Origin of the sequence: Photobacterium ganghwense (assembly GCF_003025595.1) — a bacterium.
GTDB lineage: Bacteria > Pseudomonadota > Gammaproteobacteria > Enterobacterales > Vibrionaceae > Photobacterium > Photobacterium ganghwense.
This window is the reverse complement of record NZ_PYMI01000003.1, coordinates 1-13,376: the sequence shown is the minus strand read 5'-3', so window position 1 is coordinate 13,376 and position 13,376 is coordinate 1. Positions and strand designations below refer to the sequence as shown.

The 13,376-nt window shown below is 50.3% G+C and carries 8 protein-coding genes and 2 tRNA genes; 4 read left to right on the top strand and 6 right to left on the bottom strand.

The genetic code is table 11. The annotated features are described in order from the left end of the window. The first annotated feature begins 345 nt into the window (after positions 1 to 345). Both C9I92_RS10590 and C9I92_RS10585 read left to right on the top strand, forming a co-directional pair. Positions 346 to 1,656 (top strand): outer membrane protein transport protein, encoded by a 1,311-nt coding sequence (locus tag C9I92_RS10590; protein WP_047887371.1) that lies wholly within the window; start codon positions 346 to 348, stop codon positions 1,654 to 1,656. A 389-nt stretch (positions 1,657 to 2,045) separates the two neighbouring features. Then, complete coding sequence (locus C9I92_RS10585) at positions 2,046 to 2,699, top strand: trimeric intracellular cation channel family protein (RefSeq protein WP_047887372.1); 654 nt, start codon at positions 2,046 to 2,048, stop codon at positions 2,697 to 2,699. 151 nt (positions 2,700 to 2,850) lie between these two features. On the opposite strand, the gene aroC is transcribed toward C9I92_RS10585, so the two are convergent. From aroC to C9I92_RS10555, 6 genes are all read right to left on the bottom strand, one after another. Next, positions 2,851 to 3,936, bottom strand: coding sequence for a chorismate synthase (aroC, locus tag C9I92_RS10580; RefSeq protein WP_047887373.1), 1,086 nt, complete (start codon positions 3,934 to 3,936; stop codon positions 2,851 to 2,853). A 352-nt stretch (positions 3,937 to 4,288) separates the two neighbouring features. After that, complete coding sequence (gene rluF / locus C9I92_RS10575; protein ID WP_047887374.1) at positions 4,289 to 5,536, bottom strand: 23S rRNA pseudouridine(2604) synthase RluF; 1,248 nt, start codon at positions 5,534 to 5,536, stop codon at positions 4,289 to 4,291. A 251-nt stretch (positions 5,537 to 5,787) separates the two neighbouring features. Further along, the gene (locus tag C9I92_RS10570; RefSeq protein ID WP_053061937.1) at positions 5,788 to 7,146 is read right to left on the bottom strand and encodes a transglycosylase SLT domain-containing protein; all 1,359 of its coding nucleotides are present in this window, start codon (positions 7,144 to 7,146) and stop codon (positions 5,788 to 5,790) included. An 83-nt stretch (positions 7,147 to 7,229) separates the two neighbouring features. After that, positions 7,230 to 7,982: an ETEC_3214 domain-containing protein gene (locus C9I92_RS10565; protein ID WP_047887375.1), complete on the bottom strand. Its 753-nt coding sequence runs from the start codon at positions 7,980 to 7,982 to the stop codon at positions 7,230 to 7,232. 533 nt (positions 7,983 to 8,515) lie between these two features. Next, entirely contained in the window at positions 8,516 to 11,656 is a 3,141-nt protein-coding gene (locus tag C9I92_RS10560) for a multidrug efflux RND transporter permease subunit (RefSeq protein ID WP_047887376.1), read from the bottom strand. After that, complete coding sequence (locus C9I92_RS10555; RefSeq protein WP_047887377.1) at positions 11,656 to 12,741, bottom strand: efflux RND transporter periplasmic adaptor subunit; 1,086 nt, start codon at positions 12,739 to 12,741, stop codon at positions 11,656 to 11,658. The genes C9I92_RS10560 and C9I92_RS10555 overlap by 1 nt, the downstream gene beginning before the upstream one ends. A 235-nt stretch (positions 12,742 to 12,976) precedes the next feature. Here C9I92_RS10555 and C9I92_RS10550 point away from each other — a divergent pair. Then, a tRNA-Tyr gene (locus C9I92_RS10550) sits at positions 12,977 to 13,061 on the top strand. An 82-nt stretch (positions 13,062 to 13,143) separates the two neighbouring features. Continuing rightward, positions 13,144 to 13,228: transfer RNA gene (locus tag C9I92_RS10545), tRNA-Tyr, on the top strand. Positions 13,229 to 13,376: the final 148 nt, after the last annotated feature.

The following is a 13,376-nucleotide window of genomic DNA, read 5'->3' as shown; positions in this document are numbered from 1 at the left end:
GAGCGAACAGAACCAGTAGGAAATATCAGGGAGAGCCAATGGCTCTCCCTTTTTATTTCGCTATTAAACCAATGATTGATAAGATCATTTGCAACATACCTATAACTTTACACGCCATTTTCAGCGAACACACAATCGCTGAAACCCGCCATTGCAAGTACATGCGTACGCTGAAATCTCATCCGACCAGAACTCATTGCTCACTATTTGCCACACATAAAACCACAGATTAAAATAAAAACAGATTTTAATTTTGAAATAAAAAAGAAATACCCGTTTGGCTTAACGCTTACTGACGGAGGCGTATGATGCGCGCTATTCGATTTCAGCGAACAAAATAGATTGATGAACAAGAACAAAATTACACTTTCACTGACAGCAGCCCTGACTCTGGGCATGAGCGCCAATGCATTTGCCGCCGGTTTCCAGCTGGCTGAGTATTCTGCAACCGGCCTTGGCCGTGCTTTTGCCGGTGAAGCTGCAATGGCAGACAACGCCAGTGCACAATTCCGCAATCCGGCAATGCTGACCTACCTGAAAGGTACACAAATCTCTGCCGGTGCCATTTACGTTGATCCAAACATCGATGTAAAAGGCGACCTGTCTGTCGCTGGTCACACTGTAGCCACAACGGAAGCGAAAGATATCGCGCATTCTGCTGTGATTCCTAACTTTTACCTGTCTCACCAAATCAACGATCAGTTGGTAGCGGGTCTGGCCGTTGCAACCAATTACGGTATGGAAACCGAGCTGGGTGGCGACTTCTATGCGACCCTGTTTGGTAACCAGGCAATGGTCAAAACTGTTGAGATCAACCCAAACCTTGCTTACAAAGTGAATGACCAATTCAGCGTGGGCGGTGGTATTCGTTATGTTATGGGTGAAGGTCACTTTGGCGCTGCTATGCCAGGTTCGCTGCCTGCCAGTATGGCATCCATGCTTCAAGCCAACCCGCAACTGGCAGGGCAATTTGACAAACTGCGCGGTCAGGATCTGAAGTACATGGAAGGTGACGATACGGCATGGGGCTGGCAGCTGGGTATGGCCTGGCAGATCAATCCAAATCACCGTGTCGGCGTCAATTACCGTTCCGCAGTGGATCTGACTCTGTCTGGCGAAGCATCCGGTGTGATGTACGGCATGACTCGCCCTGGCAGCATGGATCTGACGCTTCCAGCGACCGCTGAGCTGTCAAGCTTCCATCAACTGACTGATAAACTGGCTATGCATGCCAGCTTCAACTGGACTGACTGGAGCACTTTCGACAAGCTGGTTGCTGATATTCCGACATATCCGAACAGCCCGGATCTGATTAAAGAAGAAAACTGGGAAGATAACTATCGCATCGCTCTGGGTGCTACTTACCAGTACACGAACCAGCTGGCTCTGCGTACCGGTGTGGCTTATGACACCTCCGCTGTCAGCGAAAAGCACCGTACCCAGACGATCCCGGAAACTGACCGTCTGTGGCTGAGCCTGGGTGCTGGCTACCAGTGGTCTTCAAACCTGAGCTTTGATGCGGGTTTCACTTATATCTTTGCTAAAGATGCACCAATGGAAGAGCAGGAAAACATCAAAGGCCTGCCAATCTCTTTCAAAGGTGAAACCACCGGCAGTGTTTGGCTGCTGGGCGTGCAGGCGAACTATCGTTTCTGATAACCTCGCCTCAATGTTCCCGTTAAATTTAACGGAATCAAGAGAGCGCTTCGGCGCTCTCTTTGTTTTTGCACTCTCTTTGTTTTGGTGCTCTGTTTGTTTCAGCATTATCTTTGTTGTGTTGGTTTCTTTGTATAGCGGCAAAATGAACGACATGTAATCACTTCATTTTCCAATACGGCACCCGTTCCCTTTCTCTGATCGTCGAATCCCTCTGCGACACATTTTTGTGATTCATGTCGAGGTCATAGACTATTTTCGACATCTTCACCCCACCAATACATGAACCAAATTCATGCTTATTTGCAAACATTTCATTCGACGCCAAATATACCGCTACTTACAATCACCAATATCTTAACGCATTCAATTTACCATCATTTGTTTTCATGTTGTTAACAACTCTTTATATTATTGGTATCACCGCTGAAGCAATGACCGGCGCTCTGGCAGCAGGACGTCGCCATATGGACTGGTTCGGGGTGATGTTAGTGGCCAGCGCGACGGCCATTGGTGGCGGGACGGTTCGGGACATTCTGCTGGGACACTATCCGCTGGGTTGGGTCGCTAATCCGCAATACCTAGCCATTACCTGTCTGGCAGGCTTGCTGACCACGCTGATCGCCCCTCTGGTTGTCCGTTTCCATAAGGTGTTTGTCCTGCTGGATTCACTCGGCCTGATCGTATTCAGTATTATCGGCTGCCGTATTGCGATGGATATGGGGCTTTCTCCCCTGATCTGCGTCGTTGCTGCAGTGGTTACCGGGGTTTTTGGCGGGTTGCTTCGCGACCTGATCTGTCGTCGCCAGCCACTGGTACTGCACAAAGAGCTGTATGCTTCGGTCTCTTTCTTTGCTGGCTGTATGTACTATGGCCTGTTGCACTTCGGACTGGAAGAAACACTGGTCACAATCAGCACCTTAGTGGTCGGATTTATTTTGAGAATGGCAGCTGTGAAATTCAGCTGGCGCCTGCCGGTGTTTCGTATTGAAGAAACAGAGTCGGAGGGCGACAGCCAAAAGAAGCTCGAGCACAACGCATAACTCTGACAAAAAGCAGTAAAGAGGGCTCTCTTCCGCCCTCTCACTGAAGACATATCGAAACAAAATCACCCAAACAAAAACGCCGGTAAATACCGGCGTTTTTTATTGTTTTCAACAAGCACGTCTCAGCGGCTTAGGAGCGACGAAGAGATTAAATTTTTGGTGTCTCTGTCAAAACGTCTGCGTTCTGACCACGATGGCGCAGCAGGTGATCCATCAGGGTAATCGCCAGCATGGCTTCAGCAATCGGCACCGCACGAATCCCGACACATGGGTCATGACGGCCTTTGGTAATCACCTCAGCTGAATCTCCCTGCGTAGTGATCGTTTCACCCGGCACCGTGATGCTGGAAGTCGGTTTCAGCGCCAGGTGCGCAATAATATCCTGCCCGGAAGAGATCCCTCCCAGAATGCCACCAGCATGATTGGAGCGGAAACCTTCCGGCGTCATAGCATCGCGGTGTTCACTGCCACGCTGTTCAACCACACCAAAGCCATCGCCAATCTCCACCCCTTTCACGGCGTTGATACTCATCAGGCCATGGGCAATGTCAGCATCCAGACGATCAAACACCGGCTCACCCAACCCCACCGGCACATTACGTGCTACAACCGTCACTTTGGCACCGATAGAATCACCGTCTTTTTTCAGCTTGCGGATCAGCTCGTCCAACGCTTCCACCTTGTCGGCATCGGGACAGAAAAAGGCGTTTTGGGCAATCTGCTCCCAATCAACTTTGTCGATTTTCACATCACCCATCTGCGACAGGTAACCGCAAATCTCTACACCATGCACCTGTTTCAGGTACTTTTTAGCAACTGCCCCGGCAGCAACACGCATCGCCGTCTCACGGGCAGACGAACGACCACCACCACGGTAGTCACGGATACCATATTTCTGATGATAGGTGTAATCGGCATGGCCCGGACGGAACAAGTCCTTGATGTTGGAATAGTCTTTCGAGCGTTGATCGGTATTTTCGATCAGCAGTCCGATAGAAGTACCGGTAGTACGGCCTTCAAAGACGCCGGATAAGATTTTCACTTCATCCGGTTCACGACGTTGTGTCGTGTATTTTGATGTCCCAGGACGACGACGGTCCAGATCATGTTGCATGTCCGCTTCGGTCAGTTCCAGACCCGGAGGGCAACCATCAATAATACATCCCAGCGCCAAACCATGACTCTCACCAAATGTGGTGACACGGAATTGTTGTCCAATCGTATTGCCTGCCATTACTTCCTCTGTGTCTTGTTAACGCTGTTTCCCCGGTTCACCGGGTGTGCCACATCCACGCGCTGTCACGCGCCGTGGCGCTGCTATACTGTTTTCATTAATGAGTACATAGTGCAAATTCATTGCCGGGAATGCAAGCAGGAATGTAACCGGGCCGACATAAAGCGACCAGCCCTCTGCCATTCCCCCGGTAGCCGCAATCACCACTTTCCTACTCAGGCTTACCAACCTGTTCCGCGGCTTCTTCTGACTTTCCTTTTGTGAAGAGGCGATACTGACTAAAAGCGGATAAAAAAACGGGAGCTTTTGCTCCCGTTATCGTGTCAGTCTGCGATACATTTTCGCCTGAAAATCAGTGTTCTTTCTTGGATTTCCACTGCTGAATTCGGCTCGAGCCGCCTGACTGCTCGTGATTCTGACGTCCCTGACCCGGGCGCTGCTCATTTCGCTGATCATTTCGGCGACGGTCATTACGTTGATCATTGCGTTGGTCATTACGCTGACCCGCGCGAGGGCCTTTACGTTGCTCATTGCGCGACTCATCACGAGAAGCACCACGCGGAGATTCGTCGTCACAATGGTTACGGAAATGGCTAGGTTGTGGGCCACGTCCCGGACGGCTGCGGCGCTGATCATCACGACGCGTGTCGTCACGACGCTGTTCATCACTTCGGCCACTGCGCGGCTGACGGTTAGCTTCCCCTTTACCCGCGTAGGTTTTGTACCGCACCTTATCGCCCTGCTGCTCCGCTTCGCGACGTGCCTGCTGGCGGCTGTCATAAAGCTTGGCATCGGTCGCTTTCGCGATCGATTTACCCTGAACTTCCACACGGGAAGCTTCTTCAGTTTTGCTCGAGTCAGAAATCATGGAATGAATTTCCGCGATCTCAGCATCCGTCAGGTAACGCCATTTGCCATTAGGTAAACCATCGATAGTAATGTTCATAATACGAACACGGCGCAGTTTGAGTACATCGTAGCCCAGCGCTTCACACATCCGGCGAATCTGACGGTTTAAGCCCTGGGTCAGGGTAATACGGAACGAGTAATTCGTTTCTTTTGTTACCTGACAAGGCAGCGTCACGGTATCCAGGATCTCAACCCCTGATGCCATTTTGTCGATAAATGCCTGCGTCACAGGTCTGTCGACCCGCACGACATACTCTTTCTCGTGGGCATTACCGGCACGCAGAATCTTGTTAACGATATCACCGTCGTTAGTCAGGAAAATCAGGCCATCAGAAGGCTTATCCAGGCGACCAATCGGGAAAATACGCTTACGGTGACCAATGTAATCTACGATGTTATCCGGTACATGGCGCTCAGTCGTACAGGTGATCCCCGCCGGTTTGTTCAGCGCAATATAAATAGGTTTTTCTTTCGCACGCAGGGGTTTGTCATCAACTAGGACGTCATCCTCAGGATGCACTTTCATCCCCATTTCCGGCAATTTGCCGTTGATCGTCACGCGTCCCTGTTCAATCAGTTTATCTGCCTCACGACGAGAGCAGTAACCGGTATCACTAATGTATTTATTCAAACGCACGGCGTTTTCCTGCGCGCCCTGAACGGCGTCAGGACGAGGATGATTCTGAGACATGATGTTCTTCTACACTCTGCGTTTCGCAACGCTTAGGTTAATAACTAGAATATTAGGCGATGCATTCTACCAATACCCAACTGCGCGGGAAATGAAAAACTCCCTTAAACAGAAAAAGCCCTTACCTTGCCACCTGAGATTGTTTAGCGCTGGCAGATAAAGGCTTCTGTACTAAGAGAAAGACCGGGCAAGTCAGCGAATAACAAGCCTGCCGTTCAGCACATGACGCTCAAATGTCTTCTCTTGTGTTTTTACGCGCTGTGCTTTTCATATAACCGGATACGGGTGCTGACTTTCTTCAGGTAATGCTTGGTTTCATCGTATGGCAGATCCGCCATCAGCTTGTCATACACTTGCTGTGGCGTCATGCTGTTGATGATTTTCGCCGCCTTGTAAATTTTTCGCGAACCGTCCGGGTTAAACGCTTTGGCCACGTTACCGGCACCCGTGTTATAGGCCGCAATCGTACAGTACAGACGGCTTTCATCATTGGTGATCGCCTTCAGGTAGCTTTTATCCAGAATGTTCAGATAGGCGGTACCGGTCTCAACATTGACATCCGCTACATACAACTCGGCCGGACTCATCGGTTCATCTTTGCGGCGAATACGCACGTTAACATCCCGCCCGGCTGTCGTCGGTACAATTTGCATCAGTCCATACGCCGGAATCGGCGATTTCGCTTTCGGGTTGAAGCTGGATTCCGAATGCATGATCGCCATCACCAACGCCGCCGGAATATCAAATCGCTGGCTTTCTTGCTCAGCAAACCCCACATATTTAGCCGCTCGCTTCCCTATACCGTTAGCAGGCAGCTTGATGCGGTATTCCATCACTGTTTTCGGTGGCTGTTTCGCCGCTTGCTGGCGTACTATCTGATACGTTTTTTCCAGCTTTTTAATTCGCAGCTGTTCCTGCTGCAGAAGCTGTACTTTTTTCTTCTCAATCGCCGAAGCAACCACAGGCGTATCAATGAGATCCGTGGATACCGTCGCCCCAAGCTGGGCCACTAACGCTTCAGATTCTTTTTCAATTTCCTGCAACTGGGTTCGAGTTTGCGCCTGAATCACTTTTTTTGCCGCTGTTTCTGTCACGTTGGAGTAATTCACCTCGACCATCACAACAGAGCCGGACTCCAGCACTTTAGGGCTTTCCACAACAGATGCCAGCGTTGAGCCCGATTCCCCCATAACTGTTTTAGCCGCTTGTTTGACCGCTTTCTCAGCCTCCTCAGGCAACATATTAGGTTCAACCAAGACCGCAACAATTGCTTCGTTGCGTTCCAGATCCACAACCGTTCGCGTCTTTTGATCACGACTGTAATCCACTGTCACCAAAGGTTCGGAAACCAGACCATCTCCCCATTTTTCAATAATCTGCGCGCGGTATGCATCATATTCCCGAAGATACTGACTACGCCAGTTTTCGTACTCATTCATATAAGCCAATACAAACTGCAGATATTCCTCTTGCTCAGTTTGTGCCGATGAATAGACTGCGGTCACCTCGGAGTCCAGTTCATCAAAGGGATTATCGGCTTGTACGGTTCCTGCCCATACCGTACCTGTCAGCACGAATGCGCAGCAGCAAGCTAAACGTGATAGCTTCATCGACCTTTCCTTTATTTAATAAAAGGGCTAACAGTTCGAGCCCCATTTTTTGTTATTTATTTTTATGCCAATAATTGGAGTATTCACTTAAAAAATGCGACAAACTCATAACGTGTCAACATTGATTCAATCATTATTTCAGGTGATGTTTCGGACAGCGCAAACATATTGGGCTGACTCTGACGAATGATTTCCATGTCATTCTCCATAACATCCTCTCCTAAATTCAGTTGATAATTCAATGACTGAATCTTCTCTTTAACCCCAGGCAACATCTCTCCATAGTCAACCGTCGCCAGTAAGAGGTTATAAAAAAGCGCACTGCGGCCTAAGGTATTCACTTCCGCATAATAATTAATGTTGCCGAAGTCCGTCAGATAGTTCTCGTATTCTGGTGAGTACTCGGAAAGAGGTGACTCAGTTAGTACCATATCGGTATAAGGGATCGCCATAGCAAAGTCGTCGGTTAAAGCCGTAATGCTGTATCCCGATACGCGCTCTCCTTCAACAATGACACTTAACAGGTATTTATCAGTGCCATAGTAGTAATAGTGAATCCCGGGCTGGAGACGAGAAGGTTTGGATGCAACCGGTACACCCATAAATGACTGAACATACTCATAAGTCTGCCCAACCTTGAGTTGTGATAACTGCTCATACTCAACCTGATGAGTAAAGTTTGTCACAACCGACTCATACACCGTTTCGATAGCATCTTTGGTATCGTTCCATTGTCCGAGTGACAACATAATGGCGACGACGGTAACGGCAATACTCTGCATTTTTATCCATACAGTTGGATTATTTGAATCAGTGGCCAGTTCTTCACTTTGCATAATGAAAGGTTCTATCCTTGCGAAATAATAATATCTGTCGACATTACCAATGACATTTGAATTTTTGATCATAGTAATCAGGAGATATTGGTTCAATAATCAATTTATCAATTAGATTGAAAATCGACCACATTACGCTAATTTAGATGTAAAAAACAGCTACCAAAGGTGATATAAATGAAATAAAAATTGACAGGCAATCTTTATTTATTAAGTGAACGTAGTTTTTAATTTTATTCTTTTTCCGCCTATCTTACGCATCACTAATAAATGGTTTAATAAAGTTATTAATAGTGAAATTCGTATCAAGGATAAATAGTGACAGAGTTAACAATATATATAACCAATACCAGGTCATTTTCAGGGAATAGTTAATCATTTATCCCCAATTATATCTCTTTGCTGTTTTAGCCTTAGGTTAAATACGCACTCTTAATTCGTCAAAAAGCCGTCACTTGGACGGCTTTTTTCATCTCTTAGCGACCTGGCTTACAGCACAAGGTACAACGAGCGCTTAGGCTTGATTCCCCTGATCATTTCATCACAGGAGTCTCATCCAACCCTTCTTTACCCATTCCGGCTTGATCCTTCTGCTTCAAAGCCTTTTCCAGTTGCGCGGCAACGTATCCCGGCGACTGGGTTCGGCCTGACATCAGGCGGTACATTGCCGGTATCACCAGCAAAGTCACGAAAGTCGCAAAGGCCATACCGAAGAACACCACAGTCCCCACCGCAACCCGGCTTTCCGAACCGGCGCCAGTCGACATGATGAGCGGAATCGAACCAAACAACGTCGTAAAGGCCGTCATCAGAATCGGGCGCAGACGGCGCTCTGAAGCGTCAATGATTGCCTGTTCAAACTCGACACCCTTATCACGCAGCTGATTGGCAAACTCCACAATCAGAATCCCGTTCTTGGTCACCATGCCAATCAGCATGATCATGCCAATCTGACTGTAAATGTTCAGGCTTTGCTCCATCAGTACCAAGCCGGTCAGCCCGCCGAAAATCCCCATAGGAACGGTCAGCATCACCACCATCGGGTTGATAAAACTTTCAAACTGCGCCGCCAGCACCAGATAAGCCACCAACAGCGCCAGCCCGAAGACCACCAGAATACTGCTCTGGTTTTCACGGAAGTCCTTCGACTCACCGGCATAATCGATCACAATGTCGCTCGGTAATATCTCCAGCGCCTGCTCATCCAGATAATTCAGTGCCTGCCCCAGGGTATAGCCCGGCACCAGGTTTGCCTTCAGAGTGATCGATTTTTGCTTCTGGTTATGACTCAGGCGCTGCGCCGAAGCCACTTCCTGTACATCCGCTACCGATTCCAGTGTAATCAGCTGGCCGTTTCGCGCCCGCAGATAGATCTGGCTCAGATCCGATGCGTTATTAAAGCTGTTCTCATCACCACGCAGGTATACGTCGTACTCTTCCCCGCGTTCCACAAACGTGGTCTCAGTCCGGCCTCCCAGCATGATTTCCAGCGTCTCGGCAATATCATTGACCGGAATACCCAGTTCTGCGGCACGCTGGCGGTTCACATTCACCACCAGTTCTGGCGTCGTTTCGGCGTAATCCAGATCGACCCCTTCCATCATCGGGCTGCTTTCTGCCAGTAGCTGAAGTTTGCTGGCCCACTGGAACAGTTCTTCATAATCAGCACCGTTAAGCACAAACTGCACCGGTTCGGACGAGCCTCCCCGGAATCCCGGCATAAACGGCCATACCCGGATATCCGGAATACCTTTGAGCGCACCGCGGACCATGTCCAGTGCTTCAGTAGCCGTCATCTGACGATCTTCCCAGTTTTCCAGTGCCATGATCACAAAGCCGGTCTGATCACCTGCGCGACCACCAAAGGCTGGGGTCTGGATAGACAGCGATTTAATGACACCCTGTCCGACCATCGGCAGCAAGCGGCTCTCAACCTCTTCTATATTGCCAACCATGCGGTTATAGCTGGTGCCTTCCGCGCCTTTCACAAAAGCGAAAATCACCCCGCGGTCTTCCTGCGGAGTCAGTTGTGACGGGACAACTGTCATCAGCCAGCCACTCAGTACCACAAACAAAACAACCAGACCCGGTGCCACCATACGGTGGCGCACTGATGCCGCGACCACTTTACGGTATCCCGCTTCCAGCCGGGCAAACATGCGATCAACCGCCTGGTTAAATTTGCCATGTTTGACATTCGCTTTCAGTAACTTACTGCCCAGCACCGGACTCAGGGTCAGGGCAACCAACGACGAGAAAATCACCGCCACGGCCAACAATACGGAAAATTCCGTAAACAGCGGCCCGACCATCCCGTCCATAAACGAGATCGGCAGGAACACCATCACCAGCACCACCGTTGTGGCAACCACCGCAAAACCGACTTCCCGGGTGCCTTTATACGCGGCCAGCAGCGGCGGCTCTCCCCGCTCAATATGGTGATAAATGTTTTCCACCACCACGATGGCATCATCGACAACCAGACCGATCGCCAGAATCAGCGCCATCAGGGTCAGCAGGTTGATGGAGAAACCCAGGAAATAAGCCACCATAAAGGCTGAGATCAACGAAACCGGTACGGTCACCGCCGGAATCAGCGTAGCGCGCGCCTGACCGATAAAAATGTACAGCACCATCACGACCAGAAATGCCGTCAGCATCAAGGTGCTGTAGACTTCCTGAATCGAGCGATCGATAAACACGGTCGAGTCATAATCAACGTACAGCGATGTTCCTTCCGGTACAAAGCGCTGCATGCGTTCCACTTCATCATGTACTGCCTTGGCGACATCCAACGGATTCGCGTCGGTCATGGCGACAATGCCCAGGCTGAGGTTCGCGACCCCGTTATTTTTAAACGTGGCATCTTCATTCTGAGCACCGACCGCGACGTCGGCGACATCTTTCAGGTAAATCGGAGAACCATCAGACGCCGTACGCACCACCAGATACTCGAAGTCAGCAGCCGTGCGGTAGAGGCGTGCCGTTCGAACTGACATGGTGGTAGTGTCATTACGCACCTGCCCCCCAGGCAGTTCAACGTTCTCATCTTTCAAGGCGTTGACGATATCTTTGGTGATCACGCCACGGCCGGCCATTTGATCCGGCTTGAGTTTGACGTACATCACCCGATACAGCGCACCGCTCAGATCCACCGAACTGACCCCGTTAATCAAGCTGAAACGATCCATCAGTACCCGCTCGGCGTAATCGGTCAGCTGAGTGCGGTCCATATTACTGGAGGTCAGGTTAACGTATACGGCCGGTTCACCGCTGCCGTTATCTTTGGAAACCACAGGATCATCCGCTTCATCCGGTAGACGGCGCTGGGCACGGGCCACAGCGTCACGGACATCACTGACCCCTTCAGTGAGGTTCCAGCCCAGCTGAAATTCCACGGTGATCCGTGATGAGCCATTACGCGTGGTGGAGGTAATACTGTCGATACCACTGATCCCGGACAGCTGATCCTCAAGCACCGAAGTGATCCGGCTTTCCATGATCGAAGCGGAGGCCCCGTCGTAGCGGGTCGATACTGTGACTACCGGATTTTCCACATCCGGCATTTCGCGAACCGACAGCTTGGTAAACGATACATAGCCGAAAACACACAGCAACAGGCTGAGCACGATGGCAACGACAGGGCGTTTGACGGAAACATCAGATAACCACATCAGGCATCGTCTCCTTTCCTCTCACCGCTGGCAGCCGTCAGGTCATTAACCTTGATACCGTCGCGCATGTTAACCAGCCCCTGTACCACAATGCGATCGCCGATTTGCAGGCCAGATTCAATCACGACTTCATTGTTCACCCGTGCTCCCAGCGTCACTTCCGTGCGGTGCGCCTGACCGGCCTCATCCACCCGGTAGACAAAACGCTTGGTACCAGAATATTCCAGGGCCTGTACCGGAATCACCGGCGACTCCTGTGGCAGGAAGCCAATTTCCGCCGCCATCAACATGCCGGGTTTTAACAAGTGCGATGCATTTTCAAAACCCACCCGAACCCGGATATTCAGCGAATCCGCCTGCACGCGGGAATCAATGGCCTGAACGGTGCCGCTAAATGACTGTCCCGGCCACGCTTTGCTGGTTGCCCTCACAGTCATCCCTTCCCGTAAAAAGGAGAGATATTGCTCCGGCACCTGGATATCCAGCCGCATCGAGGATAAATCGTCCAGCGAGAAAAGCTCACTGCCCACGGTCAGCATGTGGCCAACACTGAAATCAATCAGCCCCACCGTGCCGTCAAACGGCGCCCGAATGGCATGATCATCCAGATCAGCCTTCGCTGCCTTAAGACGCGCATCGGCAATACTCACACTTGCCAATTGGGCATCCAGTTCGGTCTGTGTAATGGCGCCACGTTTAACCAGTCGCTGAAACTCGTTGTATTTTCGTTTTTCATTATTCAGGTACGCCACCGCTTCAGCGTAAGCCGCCTTGGCTTTGGCATCATCCAACTGCACTAGCAACTCGCCTTTTTTTACCTGGCTGTTGACTCCGACCACAATGCGGTCGACTTTTGCCGCGACCTGAGTCGCCACCTCGACCGAACGCTGAGCTTCTAGCTTACCGATAAGGGAAAGGGATTGTGTAACAGGGTGAGAGGTCACCACGCCGGTCGTGACCGGGATCTGACGCCCGCCCCGAGCAGCGGCTGGTTGCTCAGCAGCCTGAGATGGCTGATAAAAGTAGCCATATCCTCCGCCCAGTAATGCAGTCGTCACCAGAACTGCAACAAGGACTTTTTTCATTCTAATATCCATCTATTTAAACTGAGGAAATGATATCCGATGCCGCCCCGTAAGGGGGTAAAGAAGTGTAAAGATAAGCAATATTCCGTTTACGTCTGCCGGTAAAGCCGGGTTTTTCCATCACGGGTTGCCATGTCCGACGGCAATATGATGAAAATAGCAGCAAGCAATCGGAATTTATGAGGAAAAAGGTTTACAGCGCCAAGTTGTCTGCTACTATTCGCCCCGCACTTGTGGAGGGGTTCCCGAGTGGCCAAAGGGAGCAGACTGTAAATCTGCCGGCTCCGCCTTCGATGGTTCGAATCCGTCCCCCTCCACCATTTTTCTTGAAAGCTGTTCCTTATCTGGTGTAAGGTACGTCTTTCCGACAAACAAGCAAATGACTTGTTTGCCAAACTCCGTGGAGGGGTTCCCGAGTGGCCAAAGGGAGCAGACTGTAAATCTGCCGGCTCCGCCTTCGATGGTTCGAATCCGTCCCCCTCCACCATCATTACTGAGAATGGCAAATGCGGTTCTCAACATTGCTCCGACAAACTTGAGCAATAACACAATTTGCAACACCCCGTGGAGGGGTTCCCGAGTGGCCAAAGGGAGCAGACTGTAAATCTGCCGGCTCCGCCTTCGATGGTTCGAAT